The organism is Streptosporangium sp. NPDC023615, assembly GCF_040640155.1.
Lineage (GTDB): Bacteria > Actinomycetota > Actinomycetes > Streptosporangiales > Streptosporangiaceae > Streptosporangium.
Genome location: NZ_JBFABE010000009.1, coordinates 106,153 through 124,964 on the forward strand (window position 1 = coordinate 106,153; position 18,812 = coordinate 124,964).

At 73.1% G+C, this 18,812-nt stretch carries 20 protein-coding genes; 16 read left to right on the plus strand and 4 right to left on the minus strand.

Annotated elements, in window-relative coordinates; all coding sequences use genetic code 11:
* Positions 1 to 77: 77 nt before the first annotated feature.
* The 7 genes from AB0G16_RS10030 to AB0G16_RS10060 all read left to right on the plus strand — a co-directional run bounded on the left by AB0G16_RS10030 (position 78) and on the right by AB0G16_RS10060 (position 7,893).
* A complete protein-coding gene (locus AB0G16_RS10030) occupies positions 78 to 2,786 on the plus strand; it encodes a nitrate- and nitrite sensing domain-containing protein (protein WP_362801566.1) in 2,709 nt (902 codons plus the stop codon).
* Positions 2,787 to 2,883: 97 nt separating this feature from the next.
* Complete coding sequence (locus AB0G16_RS10035) at positions 2,884 to 3,315, plus strand: roadblock/LC7 domain-containing protein (RefSeq protein ID WP_362801569.1); 432 nt, start codon at positions 2,884 to 2,886, stop codon at positions 3,313 to 3,315.
* Positions 3,312 to 3,698, plus strand: a complete 387-nt coding sequence (locus AB0G16_RS10040) for a DUF742 domain-containing protein (protein ID WP_362801573.1) — start codon at positions 3,312 to 3,314, stop codon at positions 3,696 to 3,698. The genes AB0G16_RS10035 and AB0G16_RS10040 overlap by 4 nt, the downstream gene beginning before the upstream one ends.
* Complete coding sequence (locus AB0G16_RS10045) at positions 3,679 to 4,323, plus strand: ATP/GTP-binding protein (RefSeq protein ID WP_362801576.1); 645 nt, start codon at positions 3,679 to 3,681, stop codon at positions 4,321 to 4,323. The genes AB0G16_RS10040 and AB0G16_RS10045 overlap by 20 nt, the downstream gene beginning before the upstream one ends.
* Positions 4,324 to 4,426: 103 nt before the next feature.
* Positions 4,427 to 5,215 carry a UDP-galactose-lipid carrier transferase gene (locus AB0G16_RS10050; protein WP_362801579.1) on the plus strand — a complete coding sequence of 263 codons (789 nt, stop codon included), beginning with the start codon at positions 4,427 to 4,429 and terminating at the stop codon, positions 5,213 to 5,215.
* A gap of 189 nt (positions 5,216 to 5,404) precedes the next feature.
* On the plus strand, positions 5,405 to 6,880 hold the full coding sequence (locus AB0G16_RS10055; RefSeq protein ID WP_362801582.1) for a phosphatase PAP2 family protein: 1,476 nt from the start codon (positions 5,405 to 5,407) through the stop codon (positions 6,878 to 6,880).
* Between the two features lie 32 nt (positions 6,881 to 6,912).
* Positions 6,913 to 7,893: a hypothetical protein gene (locus AB0G16_RS10060; RefSeq protein WP_362801585.1), complete on the plus strand. Its 981-nt coding sequence runs from the start codon at positions 6,913 to 6,915 to the stop codon at positions 7,891 to 7,893.
* A 218-nt stretch (positions 7,894 to 8,111) separates the two neighbouring features.
* On the opposite strand, the gene AB0G16_RS10065 is transcribed toward AB0G16_RS10060, so the two are convergent.
* Both AB0G16_RS10065 and AB0G16_RS10070 read right to left on the minus strand, forming a co-directional pair.
* Positions 8,112 to 8,420: a zf-TFIIB domain-containing protein gene (locus tag AB0G16_RS10065; protein WP_362801588.1), complete on the minus strand. Its 309-nt coding sequence runs from the start codon at positions 8,418 to 8,420 to the stop codon at positions 8,112 to 8,114.
* A 46-nt stretch (positions 8,421 to 8,466) separates the two neighbouring features.
* Positions 8,467 to 9,417 (minus strand): phosphotransferase, encoded by a 951-nt coding sequence (locus tag AB0G16_RS10070; RefSeq protein ID WP_362801591.1) that lies wholly within the window; start codon positions 9,415 to 9,417, stop codon positions 8,467 to 8,469.
* 56 nt (positions 9,418 to 9,473) lie between these two features.
* On the opposite strand from AB0G16_RS10070, the gene AB0G16_RS10075 reads away from it, so the two are divergent.
* From AB0G16_RS10075 to AB0G16_RS10090, 4 genes are all read left to right on the plus strand, one after another.
* Positions 9,474 to 10,373 carry a TIGR03619 family F420-dependent LLM class oxidoreductase gene (locus AB0G16_RS10075; protein ID WP_362801594.1) on the plus strand — a complete coding sequence of 300 codons (900 nt, stop codon included), beginning with the start codon at positions 9,474 to 9,476 and terminating at the stop codon, positions 10,371 to 10,373.
* 24 nt (positions 10,374 to 10,397) lie between these two features.
* Positions 10,398 to 10,829, plus strand: coding sequence for a nuclear transport factor 2 family protein (locus AB0G16_RS10080; protein ID WP_362801597.1), 432 nt, complete (start codon positions 10,398 to 10,400; stop codon positions 10,827 to 10,829).
* 123 nt (positions 10,830 to 10,952) lie between these two features.
* A complete protein-coding gene (locus AB0G16_RS10085) occupies positions 10,953 to 11,735 on the plus strand; it encodes an HAD-IIA family hydrolase (protein ID WP_362801600.1) in 783 nt (260 codons plus the stop codon).
* A gap of 77 nt (positions 11,736 to 11,812) precedes the next feature.
* Entirely contained in the window at positions 11,813 to 13,270 is a 1,458-nt protein-coding gene (locus AB0G16_RS10090; RefSeq protein ID WP_362801602.1) for a glycosyltransferase family 39 protein, read from the plus strand.
* Between the two features lie 45 nt (positions 13,271 to 13,315).
* Here AB0G16_RS10090 and AB0G16_RS10095 read toward each other — a convergent pair whose 3' ends face one another.
* Both AB0G16_RS10095 and arfB read right to left on the minus strand, forming a co-directional pair.
* Complete coding sequence (locus AB0G16_RS10095) at positions 13,316 to 13,762, minus strand: NUDIX hydrolase (protein ID WP_362801605.1); 447 nt, start codon at positions 13,760 to 13,762, stop codon at positions 13,316 to 13,318.
* Positions 13,763 to 13,814: 52 nt separating this feature from the next.
* Positions 13,815 to 14,237, minus strand: a complete 423-nt coding sequence (gene arfB, locus AB0G16_RS10100) for an alternative ribosome rescue aminoacyl-tRNA hydrolase ArfB (protein WP_362801607.1) — start codon at positions 14,235 to 14,237, stop codon at positions 13,815 to 13,817.
* A gap of 440 nt (positions 14,238 to 14,677) precedes the next feature.
* Between arfB and AB0G16_RS10105 the strand changes: the two genes are divergently transcribed.
* Genes AB0G16_RS10105 through AB0G16_RS10125 form a run of 5 tightly spaced genes read left to right on the plus strand, consistent with a single transcriptional unit; the run spans position 14,678 to position 18,810 of the window.
* Entirely contained in the window at positions 14,678 to 16,150 is a 1,473-nt protein-coding gene (locus AB0G16_RS10105; RefSeq protein WP_362801609.1) for an oligopeptide:H+ symporter, read from the plus strand.
* Complete coding sequence (locus AB0G16_RS10110) at positions 16,147 to 17,376, plus strand: ketosynthase chain-length factor (RefSeq protein ID WP_362801612.1); 1,230 nt, start codon at positions 16,147 to 16,149, stop codon at positions 17,374 to 17,376. Before AB0G16_RS10105 ends, AB0G16_RS10110 begins: the two co-directional genes overlap by 4 nt.
* 14 nt (positions 17,377 to 17,390) lie before the next feature.
* Entirely contained in the window at positions 17,391 to 18,143 is a 753-nt protein-coding gene (locus AB0G16_RS10115; protein ID WP_362801615.1) for an SDR family NAD(P)-dependent oxidoreductase, read from the plus strand.
* A complete protein-coding gene (locus tag AB0G16_RS10120) occupies positions 18,143 to 18,508 on the plus strand; it encodes an antibiotic biosynthesis monooxygenase family protein (protein ID WP_362801618.1) in 366 nt (121 codons plus the stop codon). Before AB0G16_RS10115 ends, AB0G16_RS10120 begins: the two co-directional genes overlap by 1 nt.
* Positions 18,505 to 18,810, plus strand: a complete 306-nt coding sequence (locus AB0G16_RS10125) for an antibiotic biosynthesis monooxygenase family protein (RefSeq protein ID WP_362801620.1) — start codon at positions 18,505 to 18,507, stop codon at positions 18,808 to 18,810. Before AB0G16_RS10120 ends, AB0G16_RS10125 begins: the two co-directional genes overlap by 4 nt.
* Positions 18,811 to 18,812 lie beyond the last annotated feature (2 nt).

Consider the following 18,812-nt stretch of genomic DNA (forward strand, 5'->3'; position numbering starts at 1 on the left):
ACCGATCGCTGTGAAACGCACTGCGAATTTATTTCACTTTCACTGGGATGGATGCTATGCGCGTGCGCAATGGGCGATTGCGGACAAAGGTGACGGCGCTGCTGGTGTCGCTGGCCGCGCTCTGGGCGTTCACCGCGTGGGTCACGGTACGTGAGGGCATGAACATGCTGGGCGTCGCCACGCTCGACACCAACGTCGCCCAGCCGAGCGAGAAGCTCGTCGGCGCGCTCCAGGCCGAGCGGCGCCTCACCCTGATCACCCAGGGGGACCCGAGGGCGGGCCGCCGGATGCGCGACGCCCTCGACGCCCAGCGCAAGCGGACCGACGCGGCCGACGTGGAGTTCCGGCGGCTCACCGGCAGCGGCAGCGTACGGACGCTCGGAAGCGCCATGCTCGGCCGGCGTATCGCCGAGGTGTACGAGAGGCTGGACGACCTCGCGGCCGACCGCAAGGCGATCGACGCGGCGCGGGTCGACCGGACCCGTGCGGCCGCGTCGCTCACCGAGGTCATCTCGTCCGTCTATCACATCTACGATTCCATGGCGACGCTGGACGACAAGGAGATCGCCGCCGACGTCCGCACGCTCATCGAGCTGAGCCGCGCGCTGGAGACGCTCTCCCAGGAGGACGCCATGGCCGCGGGTGCCCTGGCGGCGGGCCGCTTCACGGACGCCGAGCGCTCCATGTTCACGCAGATCGTCGGTGTGCAGCGCTTCCTGTTCCGGGAGAAGGTCGACGAGCTGCCGGAGGCCGACCGCGCCCCTTACCTGAAGCTGGCCGAGGACCCGGTGTACCTCCGCATGCGGACCATGGAGGATCAGCTCATCCAGGCGAGGACGCCGGTGAACATGCCGGAGCCCGTGGACGCGCAGCAGTGGGCCTCCGTGACCCAGCCCGTCCTGGTCAAGATGCAGGAGGCCATCCTGTCCTCCGGTGACAGGATCATCGAGCGGTCCGGTCCGGTCGCCGTCGGCGTCATCGTCCGCCTCGCCCTGGCCGGTGGACTGGGCCTGCTGGCCGTCATCGCCTCGGTCGTCCTGGCCATCACCACGGCCCGTGCCCTGGTCCAGCAGCTGGAGAAGCTGCGGGCCGCCGCCTGGGAGCTCGCCAACGAGCGGCTGCCCTCGGTGGTCGAGCGGATCGGCCACGGGGAGGTGGTGGACGTGGCCGCGGAGGCGCCACCCCTGAAGTTCGGCGACGACCAGATCGGCCAGGTCGGCCAGGCCTTCAACGCGGTGCAGCAGACCGCCGTCAAGGTCGCCGCGGAGCAGGCCCAGCTCCGCCGCGACATCGCCGACATCCTGCGCAACCTCGCCCGCCGCACCCAGTCGCTCGTGCACCGCCAGCTCAGCGTGCTCGACGTCATGGAACGGCGCGAGAACGACCCGCAGGAACTGCGCGACCTGTTCCGGCTCGACCACCTGGCGACCCGCATGCGGCGCTACGCCGAGAACCTCCTGGTCCTCTCCGGCGCCGCGCCCGGCCGGGCCTGGCGCGACGCCGTCCCGATGATCGACGTGGTCCGCGGCTCGCTCGCCGAGATCGAGGACTACACCAGGATCGACGTGATGCCGCTGGGCGACGTCTCGCTGGACGGCCGCGCGGTGAGCGACGTCATCCACCTGGTCGCCGAGCTCGTCGAGAACGCCGCCTCCTTCTCCCCGCCGTACACCACGGTCCAGGTCACCGGCCAGCCGGTGGCCCACGGCTACGCGCTGGAGATCGAGGACCGGGGCCTGGGCATGACCTCCGAGGACATCGCCGCCGCCAACGAGCGGATCGCCAACCCCCCCGAGCTCAAACTGTCCGGCAACGCCCGCCTGGGCCTGTACGTCGTCAGCCGCCTGGCCGAGCGGCACGACGTCCGGGTGACGTTCAAGGCCTCCCCGTACGGGGGCACGACCGTCGTGGTCCTCATCCCGCAGGAACTGATCAGCCAGGACCCCGGCCCCGCGACCGGTCACGGCGTCCCCGTCGGGGTGCCCCAGGCGCGCACGGCGAGCACCGGCGAGATGAACGGCACCATGCCCACGGCGCCCGCGGCGCCCGCGGCGCCCGCGATCACCGCGGCCCCCGGCCGCTCCGCCGACCCGGACCTCACCACCGGCCTCGCCGGCCGGCTGCCCCACGGACGGCACTCCGCCGACCCGGCCGCCGGGCACACCGGCCGCACCGGCCGCACCGGGGACGCCAGGGACCTCGTGGGAGACCCCGCCACGGACCGGTTCGCCGATCCCGCCACCGGCTCGGGGTCGTGGGACCGCCTGCCCGACTACCTGACGCCCCCTGCGTCCCCGGCGGCCCCTGCGGCCCCGGTGCCCCGCTGGCGTGCCCGGCCGGCCGCGGACGCCGGCGCCGGGACGCCGGACGGATCGGCCTCCGGCACGCCGGGCGACCCGGGGGCGGCGCTGCCGCCCGTGCTGCCCCCGCCCGACAGCAGCCACACCCCCGGAGGCCTGCCGAGGCGCGTCCCGCAGACCCACCTGGCCGCCCCGCTGCTGGACGAGGGGCCCGCCGCCGCCGCCGCGACGCCGGTCGGGGAGACCGACGCCGACGAGCGCTCCCCGGAGATGATCCGCGCGGCCATGTCCTCCTTCCAGGCGGGCACCCGCCGCGGCCGCGACGACGCCGGCCGGCTGCACGGCCGGGACACGGACGACGCCGACCGGCCCAGCGGCCGGGACGCGAACGGCTACGGCCGGCCCAGCGGCCGGGACACGGACGGCCCCGACCGGCACAACGGCCGCGACGGGGACCCCACCGGCGAGGGGGAGCCCGCCGTGTGACTCGAACCGACCATCCCAGGACGCGTGCCGAGCAGGCGCCGGCGAGTCGCCGGCGGAGCGGCGCGAAACGTCGGCAGGCAGAAGGAGAGGACAACGAGTGGTGCAGGGAACAGGATCTTTCACGGACCTGGCCTGGTTGCTGGACGACCTGGTCGCTCGGGTGGAGGAAGCCCGGCACGGAATCGTCTTCTCCACCGACGGCCTGCTGCTGGGCGCGTCGGCCGGGTTCTCCCCGGCCGACGCCGAGCACCTGGCCGCCGTCGGCTCGGCGATCCAGAGCCTCGGGCGCGGGGTCAGCGACCGGGTCGGCGGCGGGCCGATGCGCCAGACCATCATCGAGATGCGGTCGGCGTACCTGATCGTCACCGCGGCGGGAGAGGGCGCCTGCCTGGCGGTGCTCTGCGGGACCGAGGCCGACGTCGGCCTGGTCGCCTACGAGATGGCCATGCTCGTCACCCGGGTCGGCCAGTACCTCACCTCTCCCACCAGGACCGCCGAGTCCTCCTTCCGGGGTGACGGCGCGCGATGAGCATCTTCGACGAGCAGCCCGAGAACCTGTGGGTGGACGGCGACGCCGGGCCGATCGTCCGGCCGTACGTCCTGACGCGCGGCAGGACCGAGCCGAGCCGCGGCAAGATCGACCTCATCACGCTGGTGGTGACCGTCCGGCAGCTGTCGCCGAGGGAGTCGGGCCTGGACCCGGAGTGCCTGGCCATCGTCTCGCTCTGCCTGCAGCCCCAGTCGGTCGCGGAGATCGCCGCCCGCACCAACCTTCCGGCGGGCACGGTCCGTGTCCTGCTCGGTGACCTGCTCGACCAGGGATTCATCGCCATGCAAGAACCGCATTCGGAGACCGACATGCACGACGAGAGGCTGTACAGGGCGGTGCTCGATGGACTCCGTGCGCTCTAGCCGTGACGCCGGGCGGATGAAGCTGCCCAAGGCCATCAAGATCCTGGTCGCGGGAGGGTTCGGCGCGGGCAAGACCACGCTGGTCGGCGCGGTCTCCGAGATAGAGCCGCTGCGCACCGAGGAGACCCTGAGCAACCGGGGCGTCGGCATCGACGACCTGTCGGGGGTGGAGACCAAGCAGACCACCACGGTCGCGATGGACTTCGGCCGCATCACCATCGGCGACGACTACCGCCTGTACCTGTTCGGCACGCCGGGCCAGGAGCGGTTCTGGTTCCTGTGGGACGAGCTGGCCCTGGGCGCCCTGGGCGCGGTGGTCATCGCCGACACCCGCAGGCTGGCCGACTGCTTCCCCTCGCTGGACTACTTCGAGCGCCGCGAGACCCCCTTCGTCGTCGCGGTCAACTGCTTCGACGGTGCCCGCCGCTACGACCTCGACGAGGTCAGGCTCGGTCTGACGCTGCACGAGGACATCCCGATCGTGCTGTGCGACGCCCGGCGGCGCGAGTCCGGGAAGGAGGTGCTCATCACCCTGGTGGAGCACGCGATGCGCACGCGGCTGGGCGTGAAGGCCCCGCCCCGGCCGGACGAGACCTCCCCCGCGGAGCCCACCGGGACCCGCTGAGCGCGCGCCCCTCCCCGGCGGAGCCCGCCGGGATCCGCCGAGCGCGGGCGCTCCGGCCGGTTCCGGCACCATCCGCCGGGCGGGACATGCGAGGCTTGTCGGTATGAACCGCCTGTCTGAGGTCGACCTTTCGCAGAAGCTCTCCAAGAAGGAGGCGTCCGAACGCCTCGACACCGCCCTCGAACGCCTGCTCCGCCTGCGGCTCACGCTCGGCGGCCAGGTCGGCGAGAAACGCATCGGCCCGCCGCTGTGCGTGGTCTTCGAGGGCTGGGACGCCTCCGGCAAGGGAGGCGCCATCAAGCGCCTGGTGCGCCCGCTGGACCCGCGCCACGTCCGCGTGGCGCAGTTCGCCGCGCCGACCTACGACGAGAAACGCCACCACTTCCTGTGGCGTTTCTGGCCCGTCCTGCCCGGCTGGGGCGGGATGGCCGTGCTCGACCGCTCCTGGTACGGGCGGGTGCTGGTGGAGCGGGTCGAGGGCTTCGCCACCGAGCGGCAGTGGTCGCGCGCGTACGAGGAGATCGTGGAGTTCGAGCGGACCCTGGCCGCCGAGGGCATGATCATGGTCAAGTTCTGGATGCACGTCTCCGAGGAGGAGCAGCTGCGCCGCTTCCAGGACCGGGCCGACGACCCGCTGCGGGCCTGGAAGCTCACCGACGAGGACTGGCGCAACCGCGAGAAGCGCCCGCAGTACGAGGCCGCCGTGGAGGAGATGCTCGCCCGCACCGACCACCGGGGGGCGCCGTGGCACGTGGTGCCCGGCGACGACAAGCGCCTGGCCCGCGTCACGGTGGTGGAGACCGTCTGTGACGCCGTCGAGGCCGAGCTCGCCGCTCGGGGGCACGAGCCGATGAGCGCCACGGCGGGCGCGGACGGGGTGATGGACGACTGACGGCGGCGTCCCGGGCACCCTTTCCGGGGATCCCGGGCGAGCTCGGGGAACGGGGCCGGGGAACAGGGCCGGGGCCGAGGGCCGGGGCCGGGGGACCGTGCAAACGTGACGCGCATCGGGTATCGGGTAGCCGGGAGAGGCCGACGGCTGCCGACTCGCCATCGATCTTCAACGCAGGGGGTGCGGCGCATGCGGTTGAGCTCGCGTCTGAGCAGGCTGGACCGGCGGGTGTTCGCCATGGTGGCGGGTACGAGGGGCCCCGGTCTCGATCGGATCGTGCCCGCGCTGTCCCGCGCGGCCGACAACTCGCTGCTGTGGGCCGGGCTGGCCGGCGCGCTGGCCGTCAGCGGGCGCCGGCCGCTGCGCCGTGCCGCGACCAGGGGACTGCTCGCGGTCAGCCTGGCCAGCCCGCTGGTCAACCTGGTCGGCAAGCAGGCCTTCGGCCGCAACCGGCCGTCGGCGGAGGGACTCCCGGCCACGTTGATCAAGATGCCGGTCTCGGCGTCGTTCCCCTCGGGTCACTCCGCCTCGGCCGCGGCCTTCGCCGCCGCCGTGGCGATGGAGGCCCCGCGGGCGGTCGCGGTGCCGGTCGCGCTGCTGGCGGCCGGGGTGTGCTTCTCGCGTGTCTACACCGGCGTGCACTACCCCGGGGACGTGCTCGTGGGAGCCGGGATCGGGGTGGCGGCGGGGCTGATCACCCGCCGGATCTGGCCCGACGCCGGCGAGGCCGGGCAGGCCCGCGCCGCGCTCACCGCGCCCTCGGCGCGGCTCGACCCCGAGGGCGAGGGGGCGATCGCCGTGGTCGACGGCTCCGCCGACACGGGCGTCGCGCAGCGACTGCGCGACGCCCTGCCCCGGGCCGAGGTCGTCGAGGTGGCGCGGGGCGCCGATCTCGGCGCCGTCCTGCGGGAGGCCGCCTCGCGGGCCAAGGTACTCGCCGTGGCCGGGAACGACTCCATGGTCGACCTCGCCGCGCAGGAGACGGCGGGCGGCGCCACCCCGCTGCTGGTCGTCCCCGCCGGCGGTCCCGCCCGCTTCACCCGCGCGCTCGGGGTGGAGACCGTGCAGGAGGCCGTGGACGCCTACCACACCGGTGACCTCGTCGCCGTCGACGTCGGGGAGGTGGCGGGCCGGACGTTCGTCAACAACGCCAGCGTGGGCGTCTACCCCGCCCTGGTGGAGCGCAGGGAACACCGGCAGGGCCGGATCGGCAAGTGGCCCGCCCTGCTCTGGGCCATGGCCGAGCTCCTCGGCCCGGGAGGCGCGCGCCCCGTCGACGTGATCGTGGACGGCGTGCCCCGCCGCGTCTGGACGGTGTTCGTGGGCAACTGCCTGCACGAACCGCGCGGTGGCGCCCCCTCCAGGAGACATCGCCTGGAGGACGGCCTGCTGGACATCCGCGTGCTCGCCGCCGCCGACCGGCTGCCCCGGGTGCGGGTGTTCCTCAGCCTGCTGGCCGGAAGGGTGAAGCTGTCGCACCACTACCAGCAGTGGCAGGCCGACACGCTGCGCCTCTCGGCGCCGTCGGGGCGGCTGCCGCTGAGCCGCGACGGGGAGACGTTCACCGTCACCGGGGAGGTGGAGTTCACCAAGCGCCCGCGGTCGCTTCTGGTGATCCGCGGGAGCGAGGGGTCCGGCCAGGGCGCGCGATCCGGTGCCGTTTGACGCACCGTGACGGATACGGCAATAGTTGTGCGGTGACTGCCCCCCGTATTCTCTCCTGTGCCGTGGTCACCCTGGTGGCCCTGACCGCCTGCACCTCCGCTCCCGGTGACCCCGTGGTCGGCCCGCCCACCGCGGGCGGCGTGGTGGGCGTGGGCGAGGACGCCGGTAACCCCACCTCCTCGGCGGATCCCGGCGTCTCGCCCGGCGCCGTGGCCCTAACGGCCGACGAGTACCGGGCGAAGTTGGAGGAGGCGCGCGACCCGATCCGCGACGCGGTGAAGCGGCTCGCCGGGACGGGCGGGCTGAAGACGCTCGGCAGGCAGCTCCAGCAGACCACCACCGCGGTGGACGGCGCGGTGGTCCGGCTGGCCGCGCTGTCGCCGCCCGCCGAGGTGAAGGTCCAGCACGACGGCTACGTCGAGGCCCTGCGCAACCTGTCGGCGGCCTTCGGCGGCGCCCGCCAGGACGCCGCGTCCCAGCAACTGTGCACCGGCCCGGCCGTGCTGACCAACATGGGCGACGAGGGGGTGCTGAGCGCGGTGGAGCGGGCCGCCGACGCGCTGAGCGGCTACCCGGCGAGCGTCATCTCGGTCAAGGCGGCCAAGGAGCGCGACCGGCGGCTGTCCAACGGCAGCTTCATCGCCTCGGAGAGCCGGTCGGGCCGCGGTTCCCTCGAGTTGCGCAACGGCAGCCCGCGCGACGCCGTGGTCGTCATGGTGCGCGGCGGCAGGAAGGTCGTCAGCGTCTACGTCCGCAAGAAGGCGAAGTTCAAGATCCAGGGCGTGCGGGACGGCAACTACAAGATCTACTACACCTTCGGCGAGGACTGGGACTCCAAGGCCCGCACCTTCACCCGGAAGTGCGACTTCGAGCAGTTCGGCAAGAGCGTGCGGTTCACCACCACCAGGACCGCGACCCACATCCGCTGGTCCGTCTGGACGATCACGCTGCACAGCGTCATCGGGGGGAACGTGAAGCCCAAGAAGATCAATCCGGGGGACTTCCCCAGCTGACCCGCCTCGCCCCGCCCGCGCGGTTCGCACCGGTGCGCGCGTGTCGTCGGCGCGTGGTGTCCCGCGCGCGGGCCGGTACGCGAGACCCGCGTCCGGCGGCGGGCGAACGGCCGGCGCGGACACGGGACATGGAGACACACGCGCGGACCGCGACCCCGTCACGGGATCGCGGTCCGCGTTCTCACGTCATGTCCGCTGTCATGCCCCCCGGACCCGGATCAGGTCGAGAAGAGCATTCCCACCCAGCTGCGCTGGCGGTGGTGACCGTAGTGGCCGCCGTGGTGCGGCGCGCCCCACGCGGGAGCCCCGTAACCGGGGGCTCCGTAGGCGGGGGCCCCGTGCGCGGGCGGCGGGGGCGGGGGCGGGGGAGCGGCGTGGGCCTGCTGCGACCACTGGCTCTCCATGCGGGTCAGTGACTCGAGCTCGCCGTAGTCCAGGAAGATTCCGCGACAGCTCTCACACTGGTCGATGTGAACGCCGTTGCGCTCGTAGGTGCGCATGGCACCCCGACACTTGGGGCACTGCATCTGGTCGTTCTCCTTGTTCGGACGTGGTTACCGACGTAAGCACAACCTACTGCGTGGGCACGCCGTGGAAGGCGCTTCGGTGCCGGACAATCCTCAGGCACGTCTCGACGAGGATCTCCTCCACCTCGTCCAGCGCGCGTCCCTGCCGCTCCGCGGTGGCCACCGCGGCCGCCGCGAGCTGCACGGTCATCGCCTGCGCGGGGATCTCCAGCCGTTCCCACGGGTCGCCGTCCGCGGGAACGGCCGTCCCGCCCGCGGCGCGGTAGGCCGCCAGGAAGCGGTGCCAGACCTCGGGCTCCAGCAGACCGGCCGCGAACCAGGCGGCGGGCCTGGACAGGTCCCAGGCCTGGTCGCCGACGCCCAGGTCGTCGATGTCGATGAGGATCCACTCGTCCGGGGCGCGGACGAGCTGGCCCATGTGCCAGTCGCCGTGCGTCAGGCCGGCGCGCGGACCGCCGGGGCCGCCGGGAGCGCCGGGAGCGCCGGGCTCGCCCGGAGCGCGGGAGCCGGTGCCCTCGGGGGGCAGGCAGGTGAAGGCCCGGCGCACGACCAGCTCCGCGGCGGTGCGTTCCCCGAGGCGGGCGACGGTCGTGGCCACCCGCGCGGGACCGCCCGCGGCCCGCAGCGGGAGGAGCGTCCGCGCCGGTACGGCGTGCAGCCGGGCCAGCAGCCGGGCCGCCGCCTCCCAGGGCGCCGCGTCCGGGGCGTCGTGGTCCACCGGTGTCCCGGCCGGCCAGACGGTGACCAGACGGTCCCCGGCGGTCATGACCTCCTCGGTCACCGGCCGCAGCACGATGCCGCGCAACGCGGGGTGGGTGACGGCCCGCATCCGCTCCACCAGCGGTTCCCGTTCCGCGCCGGGCGCGTGCGCCTTGACGACGACGGGACCGGCCCGCACGATGATCACGTCCGGTCTGGTCGGCATCACCGTTCCGGGGACGCCGCCGTACCGGGTGCCGATGCGGCGCAGGCGGTCGATCAGGTCCTCGCTCTCCATCGGGCAAGTGAACCACCGATCGGCGGTCTCGCCACCCGGCCGAATAGGGTGCCCCCATGAGGATCGGTTTCGCGGTGCCGGTGTCGGGTTCCTGGGCGACGCCGGGCAACATGGCGCGGGTGGCGCGCAGGGCCGAGGAGCTCGGCTACCACGAGGTGTGGACGTTCCAGCGCCTGCTCTACCCGCGCGGCCACGCGATGGGGCCGGTCTACCGCAGCGTGCACGACCCGGTGGTCACGCTGGCCTACCTGGCCGGGCTGACCGAACGGGTCCGGCTCGGGGTGGCGGTGCTGAACATCCCGTTCGCCTCGCCCGCGCTGCTGGCCAAGCAGCTGGCGAGCCTGCAGGCGGTCTCGGGCGGGCGGCTGGACGCCGGGCTCGGGCTGGGCTGGCTGCCCGAGGAGTTCGCCGCCTCGGGGGCGTCGTTCGAGCGGCGCGGGCGGCGCGGTGAGGAGTTCGTCCCGCTGCTGCGCCGGTTGTGGACCGAGGAGACCGTGGAGCACCGGGGCGAGTTCTACGACCTGCCACCGGTGCACCAGGATCCCAAGCCGCCGCTCGTCCCGCCGATCCTGCTGGGCGGGTCGGCGGACGTGGCGCTGCGGCGCGCGGGCCGGCTGGCGGAGGGCTGGATCAGTTCGAGCCGCGAGGACCTCGGCGGCATCAACGAAAAAATCTACATCGTAAAGGAGGCGGCCCGTGCCGCCGGACGCGATCCGGAGGCGCTGCGGTTCGTCACCCGGGGCGTGACGCGTGTCCGTGCCGCCGGAGCGGCGGGGCGCGAGGCGCTGACCGGCTCGTTCGAGGAGATCCGGGCCGACGTCGCCGCGCTCGGGGCCAGGGGTGTCACCGACGTCTTCCACGACCTGAACTTCGATCCGGAGATCGGGTCGCCCGCCGCCGACCCCGCCGCGTCGATGCGGCGGGCGGAGGAGGCCCTGGAGGCCCTCGCGCCCTGAGCAAGCGTTTGGTTCGATAAGGGCATGAGGGAACAGGAGATCGCGGACCGGCTGGAGATCGGCGAACTGCTCGCGCGGTACGCCCACGTGGTGGACACCGGGGACTGGGAACGGCTCGACCTCGTCTTCACCCCGGACGCGGTGATCGACTACACCTCGGCCGGGGGCATCAGGGGAGGCAGGGACGAGGTGCGGCGGTGGCTGGCGGAGGTGCTGCCGGCCTGGCCGGGACGCCAGCACCTGATCGGGGCGACGAGCGTCAGGTTCGACGGCGACGAGGCGGAGGTCGTCGCCTCCTTCACCGACACGCTCGCGCCGACCAGGGAGACGGTCGCCGCCGACACCCCCGGGTTCGTGCGCGGCGGTGGCTGGTACCACCACAGGCTGGTCCGCACGACGTACGGCTGGCGCAGCAGGGAACTGGTCGAGGAGCAGACCTGGCGGACCGTGCGGTGACCGCCCGGTGCTCCCTGGGGTTCCGAGGGGCCCGGGAGGTCGCGGGCGGGCCTGCCGACGGGTGTCCGTCCCGGCCCTGTCATCCTTGGTCCTGTACCCGTCGACAGGGAGCAGGGGAGAACGGTGGACGAGCGCAGGCCGATCGAGTGCTGGTTGTCGGACATGGACGGTGTCCTCGTCCACGAAGGACATCCGGTGCCGGGCGCAGACGAGTTCATCCGCCGCCTGCGCGAGTCCGGCAGGCGGTTCCTGGTCCTGACCAACAACTCGATCTACACCCCGCGCGACCTGGCCGTCCGGTTGCGCGCCGCCGGACTGGAGGTGCCGCCGGAGTCGATCTGGACCTCCGCGCTGGCCACGGCCAGGTTCCTGGACGGACAGCGTCCCGGGGGCTCGGCGTACGTGGTGGGGGAGGCGGGCCTGACCACGGCCCTGCACGAGATCGGGTACGTCCTGACCGACATCGCCCCCGACTACGTGGTCCTCGGCGAGACCCGCACCTACAGCTTCACCCAGATCACCCGGGCGATCAGGTTGATCGAGGGGGGTGCCCGCTTCATCGCGACCAACCCCGACCCGGTCGGGCCGTCCACCGAGGGCTCGCTGCCCGCCTGCGGCGCGGTCGCCGCGATGATCACCAAGGCGACCGGGGTGGAGCCCTACTTCGTGGGCAAGCCCAACCCGATGATGATGCGCAGCGCGCTGCGGGCCATCGACGGCCACAGCGAGACCACCGCGATGATCGGCGACCGGATGGACACCGACATCGTCTCGGGCATGGAGGCGGGGCTGCACACGATCCTGGTGCTCAGCGGGGTCGTCAGCAAGGACCAGGTCGATCGCTACCCGTTCCGCCCGTCCCGGGTGGTCGACTCGGTGGCCGACCTGATCGAGCTGATCGACTGAGGCGGGTCCCGCCGGGCCGTCGCGCCGGTCGCGCCGGTGGCGTTCATGGTGTGAAATAGCGCGATGTGACGGTCCTCGTGGAAAAGGACGGGACCCGGTCCCGTGAGCGGTCCCGTCTGCCGGAGGCGATCCCGGCGGTGGCGGCGATGCTGATCGGGCTCTGGGGCATCACCACGCCCTCGTTCTGGCGCGACGAGTCGGTCAGCGCCCTGGCCGCCGCGATGCCCCTCGACGATCTGTGGCACCTGCTCGGGAGCATCGATCGGGTGCACGCGCTCCACTACCTCCTGCTCCGGCCGTTCGCCGCGGTCTCGACCGGTGAGCTGGCCATGCGCCTGCCCTCGGCCGTCGCCACGGCCGCCGCCGCGTACGGCGTCGTGGTCCTGGGGAGGAGGCTCGCCGGCCCCGGGGCGGGCCTCCTGGCCGGATCGCTCTACGCCGTGCTGCCGATCGTGAGCCGGTACGCCCAGGAGGCGCGCAGCTACGCGATCGTGACGGCGGTGGCCGTCCTGGCCACCTGGCTGCTGGTCGAGGCGACGCGGCGATCGGGCCGCCGGCGGTACGCGGCCTACGGGGCCTGCCTGGTGCTGCTCGGCTGGTTCCACGTCTACGCGCTGCTCCTGGTCGTCGCGCACGCGGTGACGGTGCTCGTGTACCGATACCGTCCGCCGTCGCCGTCGCCGTCGCCGTCGCCGTCGCCGTCGCCGTCGCCGTCGCCCGGGGTCGCGCGGTTCGCCGGGGCGCTGGCCCTGGCCGCGGCCGGGATCGCCCCGCTCGCGCTCCTGGCGGCGGGTCAGCGCGAGGCCCAACTGTCGTGGCTGAAGCCGTCGACGCTCGCCGACGTCGTCTGGTTCGGCGAGGAGGTGGCGGGCACCGGCTGGGTGGCGCTGCTCCTCGCCGCCCTCGTGGTCCTCGGGACGCTCTCCGGCGGGCCGCTGGCGGCGGTCGCGCTGCCCTGGGCGCTGCTGCCGTTCGTGTCCATGGCGATCTCCGTGGTCCACCCCGTCTTCCACCCGAGGTACGTGCTCTTCGCCGTCCCCGCCATGGCGCTGCTCGCCGGGGCGGGCCTGAACGCCGTACGCCCCCGGGCGGCCGGCTGGATCGGGCTGGTCCTGGTCGCGGCGCTGACCGTCCCGGCGCACCTGACGATCCGCGAGCCTGACGGGCGGCCCGACGACCTGCGCACCATGGCCGCCACGCTGCTGGCCAGGCAGCGCCCGGGTGACGCCGTGCTCTACATGGCCGAGAAGAGGCGTCTGTTCGTCGCCGTCTACGGGGACGCCTACCGGGGCCTGCGTGATCTCACCTTCCCTCCCGGCCGGCGCGAGCCGAGGACCGCCGCGCAGCTCACGGCCGCCCTGGAGGGGGTCGAGCGCGTCTGGCTGGTCAGCGGCGGCAGGAAGTTCAAGGACAGGGTCCTCGTGGGGGACGAGAGGCGCTACCTGGCCCTCATGGACAACCGCGACTTCACCCTGGAGTCCACCGAGGACTTCGGGTACTCGTGGTTCAGCCTCTACGTCCGCGAACGGCGCTGATCCCGGGAGAGGATCCCGTCCCCCGGGGCCTCCGGGCGCGGGAGGTCAGGAGATCAGGGCGGGCAGGCGGGTCACGGTGCCGGCGAGGTAGGCGCCGAGCTCCCGGGGGACCAGGTTGAGGGCCGAGAGGGCGGCCGGGTCGAGGGGGAGGCGTATCACCTCGTAGTGGCCGCGCGCGGGGTCGTCGAACTCCGGGCCGCAGCGCAGGGCCGGGTCCATGGAGACCAGCCGGCAGCCGTACACGTGCTGGGTCTTGACGCCCTCGTCGCGGACGCACTCCAGGGTGGTCAGCGGGGTGACGGCGGAGACCACGGCGCCGAGTTCCTCCATGACCTCGCGGTGCAGGGTGTCCTCCAGCGAGGTGTCCTCGGGCTCGACGTGGCCGCCCGGGATCGACCAGTAGAGCTCCTTGCCGGGGACCGTGCGCCGGAACAGCACCAGCCGGTCGTCGGCGTCGAGGAGAACGGCGCGGACGCTGGGTACGACGGGCATGAGGCCATTGTGTCACGTCGCCGTGCCGCGCCCCGCGGGGCGGTGCGGGAGGTCAGTGCTGGTCGCCGCGCAGGCGCTTGAGGTCGGAGCGCCGCTTCTTGGCGGCGATCCGCCGTTCGACCGCGCCCCTGCTCGGTTTGGTCGGGCGGCGCTTCTTGGGCGGCGGGGCGATCGCCTCACGCAGCGTCTGGGCCAGCCGCATCTCGGCGGCCTCGCGGTTGCGGAGCTGGGAGCGGAACTCCGAGGCCGCGATGGTGATCACACCGTTCACCAGGCGCGGGCCGAGACGTTCGAGGGCGCGGGCCTTGAGGACGGGGCCGAGCGCCTCGGTGGCGGCCAGGTCGAAGCTGAGCTCGACCCGGCTGTCGGTGGTGTTGACCCCCTGCCCACCGGGCCCGGAGGAGCGGGAGAACCGCCAGCCGAGCTCGGCCTCGGGGACCGAGACCGAGCCGCTGACCTGGAGCGGACCGGGCATGGCGGTGACTTCCTTCTCACGGGGTGTGTATTTCCAGGATACCGAGCGGCGACAAGCACGGATCAACTGATTTTACGCCCCCGGGTTCCGGCATCGGCGGGAGGCCGGTCCTGCCGGAGGCCGCCGCCGGGGGCGACGTGGAAGTCACCCGCACAGGACGGTCCCGGCGTCGTGCGCCCGGTCGTGCGCCCGGCCGTGCGCCGGCCCGCCCCGCCCGCCGCATGCCTCCGTACCAGCCGCTGAACGGCTCGCTGCCCGCAACGCAAGGCAGATTCGAGTCGCCTGCCGTAGGCAAGGGGGTGTTGCTCGGGTCAAGCTGAAGGAAGGGCCTGCATGTACGAGCTGAGAGTATCGGCGCCCGCCGGCGCGCGGGCGGGCGGCGTTCCCGTGGGCGGCGGGGCGCGATGAGGAGCGCCGACACAACCATCAGGTTGCGCGCGATGCCTCGCTGGTACCTGACCTTGTTCACCAGCGACGCGCTTGAGCGTTTCGGCTTCTACGGCCTGCAGGCGATCCTGGTGCTGTACGCGTCCGCCCCCGCCTCGCAGGGCGGCCTGGGCCTGCCGGCCACCGACGCCGCGACGTTGTTCGGCGTCTGGATCGGCTTCATGTTCATGCTGTCGATCGCCGGTGGCTGGATCGGCGACCGGTTGCTGGGCAACCGGCGGGCGCTGCTCGTCGGCGCCGTGGTCGGCATGACCGGCTACCTGTGCCTGGCCGTGCCCGCGGGCTGGGCCGCCGCGGTCGGCCTGCCGCTCGTGGCCGTCGGCGGCGCCATCTACAAGCCGAACCACCAGGCCATGATCAACCTGATGTTCGACGGGAGCCGCGGCCGGGAGGCGGGGATCTCGCTCATGTACGTCGCGACGCAGGTCTCCGCGCTGGCGGCCCCGCTGCTGGTCGGCTACCTGGGAGAGCGCGTCAGCTGGAGTCTCGCGTTCCTGGTGGCCGCGCTGGTCATGCTGGCCACCGCGATCCAGCTCCGGCTGAGCGCCGGGCAGTTCGGCGACGTGGGGCACCGGCCGGTGCGGTCGCTGACCGCCGAGGAGCGCGTCACCGTCGCGCGGCGGGTCGGGCTGGCGGGTGCCGTGGTCGTGGCGGCGCTGCTCGCGCTCGGGCTGACCGGCCTGCTCAGCGTGTCCCTGGCGATCGGACTGGTGGGCGTGCTCAGCGTGATCGCGCCGATCGTGTGCTACATCGCGATCTACCGCAACCCGGCCCTCGGCGCGCACGACCGGCGTCGGCTGCGCGCCTTCCTCGCCGTCTTCCTGGGGTCCACGCTCTTCTGGATGATCGTCGCGCACGCCGCGTCGCTGCTGAACCTCTTCGCCCGGGACCACGTGGATCGCCAGGTGCTCGGCATGGAGATCCCGGCGAGCTGGCTGCAGGCGGCGACGCCACTGTTCATCCTGCTGCTCGCGCCGCTGATCGCCGTCGCGTTGCCGGCGCTCGGCGGCCGGAACCACGTCCCGGTGAAGCTCGCCATCGGACTCGTCCTCGTCGGCACGGGCTTCCTGGTCATGTCGCTGACGACGGTGCTCGCCTCGTCGGGCGAGAAGGTGTCGCCGCTCTGGCTGGCCGTCGTCTACCTCACCCACGCCTGCGGCGAGGTCATCGTCGCCGCGGTGATCATCTCGGCGATCGCCGATGTGCTCCCGTCGGGCTTCATGGGACGCACGCTCGGCCTGATGTGGCTGTTCGCCGGGCTCGGCGGCGGGCTGGGCAGCGGCGTGGTCCGGCTCGCCGAGTCGATCCCCGAGCCGTTGTACTACCTCGGCCTCGGCGGCGTGGCGATGGTCTGCGGGCTCGCCTTCGCGCTCGGCCGCCGCCCCCTCGCCGACGGGCTGACGGCCGGTCTTCACACTTCCGCCCCGCGGGTCGCGGGCGACACCGTCACGGAGGGCAGCCGATGAACACGGCCGACACGGCGGACAGCCCGGTGGTGACCGGTATCGGGGTCGTCGCGCCGACCGGGATCGGGACCGAGACGCACTGGCAGGCCACGCTGGCCGGCAAGTCGGGGATCGGCAGGATCACACGGTTCGACGCGACCGGCTACCCGGTGCGGCTGGCAGGGCAGGTGCCCGGCTTCGTCGCGGGGGAGCGACTCCCCAGCCGGCTGATCCCGCAGACCGACCACTGGACGCACATGGGCCTGGTGGCGGCCGAGGCGGCGCTGGCCGACGCCGGCGTGGTCCCCTCCGAGTTGCCCGAGTACGAGATGGCGGTGGTGACCGCCAGTTCGTCGGGCGGCACCGAGTTCGGCCAGCGCGAGATGGAGCGGCTCTACCGCAAGGGCCCCTCCTGGGTGGGCGCCTACCAGTCGATCGCCTGGTTCTACGCGGCCACCACCGGTCAGGTGGCGATCCGGCACGGCATGCGCGGTCCCTGCGGGGTGCTGTGCTGCGAGCAGGCCGGCGGCCTGGACGCGCTCGGGCAGGCACGCCGGCTGATCCGGCGGGGGGCCCGCATCGTGGTGACCGGCGGCACCGACGCCTCGCTGTGTCCCTACGGCCTGGTCGCGCAGCTCTCCAGCGGCGGCCTGTCCACCGTCGACGACCCGGAGCGCGCGTACCTGCCGTTCGACGAGGCGGCCTGCGGCTACGTGCCCGGCGAGGGCGGCGCCATGCTGATCGTGGAGAACGCCGAGAGCGCCAGGCGACGCGGCGCCGGCACCGTCTACGGCGCGATCGCCGGCTACGCGGCGGGCTTCGACCCGCCACCGGGCTCCGACCGGCCGCCGGCCATGCGCCGCACGATCGAACGCGCGCTGGCCGACGCGGGAACGGCGCCGTCCGAGGTGGACGTCGTGTTCGCGGACGCCTGCGGCACGCCGGACGGCGACCTCGCCGAGGCGCGGGCCATCACCACGGTGTTCGGCCCGCGGGGTGTCCCGGTCACCGCGCCCAAGACGCTGACCGGCCGGCTCTACGGCGGCGGTGCCGCCCTCGACGTGGCGACGTCGCTCCTGGCGCTGCGCGACGGCATCATCCCGGCCACCGCCGGCTCCTCCCGGCTCGCGCCGGGATGCGACATCGACCTCGTCCTCGGCCAGCCCCGCGACGGGGTGCTGCGGACCGCGCTCGTACTGGCTCACGGGCACGGCGGGTTCACCGCCGCGCTCGTACTCAAGAAGTGAAGGGAAGGAACATCATGGATCTAGGTCTGAGCGGTAAGCGGGCTCTCGTCACCGGAGGTACCCGCGGGATAGGCCGCGGCATCGTGCTCGCGCTCGCGGAGGCGGGCGTGGATGTGATCACCTGTTACCGGCAGGAGGGCGAGAACGCCGTCTCCCTCGAGCACGAACTGAAGCGGATCGGTGGCCGCCACGCGGTCCTGCGCGCCGACCTCACCGATCCCGCGCAGATCGCCACCCTGCTCGAGCAGTGCGGCGAGCGGTTCGACGGCCGGCTGGACCTGGTGGTGAACAACGCCGCCGCGATCAGCCACGTCCCCTACGCGAAGCTCGACCTCGCCGAGTGGCAGCGCGTCATCGACACCAACCTCACCGCCGTGCACCTGACGATCCAGCACGCGCTTCCCCTGCTGGCCGAGGGCTCCTCGGTCATCGGCGTCAGCTCGAAGTCGATCGAGGTCGGCATCCCTCTGAGGGCCCACTACACCGCCACCAAGGCCGCACTTCACGGCCTGTTCCGGACCCTGGCGAGGGAACTGGGCCCGCAGGGCATCCGGTTCAACGTGCTGGCCCTCGGCGTGATCCACACCGAGGCGTTCGACAAGATGCCGGAGGAGCAGCGCGCGCAGATGATCGAGCGGTACTCCGGCAAGACCTGCCTGGGCCGTCTGGGCACCCCGGCGGAGGTCGCGGGTGCCGTGTTGTGGCTGGCCGGCGACCTGTCCCGGTACGTCACCGGCTCCGTCGTGTCGGTGGACGGGGGGATCTGATGGGCGAGGCCTCGTTCCGCGTCGTGCTCCGCCTGCGGATCAAGCCGGGTATGGAGCGCGAGTTCGAGCGGGTGTGGCTGGAGGTCGGCGACTCCGTCACCACCCATCCGGCCAACCTCGGCCAGTGGCTCGCCCGCGACGGCGAGGAGAAGGGGATCTACCACATCATGAGCGACTGGTTGGACGAGCCGCGCTTCCGCGAGTTCGAGACCAGCGAACGGCACCTGGAGCACCGCGAGAAGCTCCACCCCTACCGCTCGGGCGGGTCCATGATCACGATGCACATCGTCGCGCACGTGCGAGGGGCGACCGGCTCCGTGCCCGCGGAGGCGGCCACGCACGAGGCGTGGGAGGCGGCGCGATGACGGACCACGGCGTGCGGGTGCTTCTCTACCACGCCACGACCGACGTCGCCGGCATCGAGACGGCCTATCACGAGGCGAGCACCCGGCTGGCCGGGGTGCCCGGCCTGCTGTCCAACGAGTTGCTGCAGTCGGTCACCGATCGCGGCGACTTCGTGGTGGTGAGCACCTGGCGCAGCCTGGCGGACTTCGAGCAGTGGGAGCAGGGGCCGGACCACAAGCGGCAGACGGCGCCGCTGCGTCCCTTCCGGGACGGCACGATGCGCCGGCCGTTCGCCGTCTATCAGATAACAGCGTCGTACTAGCC

What these genes read in the sequence shown, in the direction of transcription:
- AB0G16_RS10045 (WP_362801576.1), top strand. Translation starts at nt 3,679, where the DNA reads ATGGACTCCGTGCGCTCTAGCCGTGACGCCGGGCGGATGAAGCTGCCC.
- AB0G16_RS10050 (WP_362801579.1), top strand. Translation starts at nt 4,427, where the DNA reads ATGAACCGCCTGTCTGAGGTCGACCTTTCGCAGAAGCTCTCCAAGAAG.
- AB0G16_RS10070 (WP_362801591.1), bottom strand. Translation starts at nt 9,417, where the DNA reads ATGGAGAGCGAGGACCTGATCGACCGCCTGCGCCGCATCGGCACCCGG.
- AB0G16_RS10040 (WP_362801573.1), top strand. Translation starts at nt 3,312, where the DNA reads ATGAGCATCTTCGACGAGCAGCCCGAGAACCTGTGGGTGGACGGCGAC.
- AB0G16_RS10080 (WP_362801597.1), top strand. Translation starts at nt 10,398, where the DNA reads ATGAGGGAACAGGAGATCGCGGACCGGCTGGAGATCGGCGAACTGCTC.
- AB0G16_RS10115 (WP_362801615.1), top strand. Translation starts at nt 17,391, where the DNA reads ATGGATCTAGGTCTGAGCGGTAAGCGGGCTCTCGTCACCGGAGGTACC.
- arfB (WP_362801607.1), bottom strand. Translation starts at nt 14,237, where the DNA reads ATGCCCGGTCCGCTCCAGGTCAGCGGCTCGGTCTCGGTCCCCGAGGCC.
- AB0G16_RS10055 (WP_362801582.1), top strand. Translation starts at nt 5,405, where the DNA reads ATGCGGTTGAGCTCGCGTCTGAGCAGGCTGGACCGGCGGGTGTTCGCC.
- AB0G16_RS10095 (WP_362801605.1), bottom strand. Translation starts at nt 13,762, where the DNA reads ATGCCCGTCGTACCCAGCGTCCGCGCCGTTCTCCTCGACGCCGACGAC.
- AB0G16_RS10065 (WP_362801588.1), bottom strand. Translation starts at nt 8,420, where the DNA reads ATGCAGTGCCCCAAGTGTCGGGGTGCCATGCGCACCTACGAGCGCAAC.
- AB0G16_RS10075 (WP_362801594.1), top strand. Translation starts at nt 9,474, where the DNA reads ATGAGGATCGGTTTCGCGGTGCCGGTGTCGGGTTCCTGGGCGACGCCG.
- AB0G16_RS10105 (WP_362801609.1), top strand. Translation starts at nt 14,678, where the DNA reads ATGCCTCGCTGGTACCTGACCTTGTTCACCAGCGACGCGCTTGAGCGT.
- AB0G16_RS10120 (WP_362801618.1), top strand. Translation starts at nt 18,143, where the DNA reads ATGGGCGAGGCCTCGTTCCGCGTCGTGCTCCGCCTGCGGATCAAGCCG.
- AB0G16_RS10125 (WP_362801620.1), top strand. Translation starts at nt 18,505, where the DNA reads ATGACGGACCACGGCGTGCGGGTGCTTCTCTACCACGCCACGACCGAC.
- AB0G16_RS10110 (WP_362801612.1), top strand. Translation starts at nt 16,147, where the DNA reads ATGAACACGGCCGACACGGCGGACAGCCCGGTGGTGACCGGTATCGGG.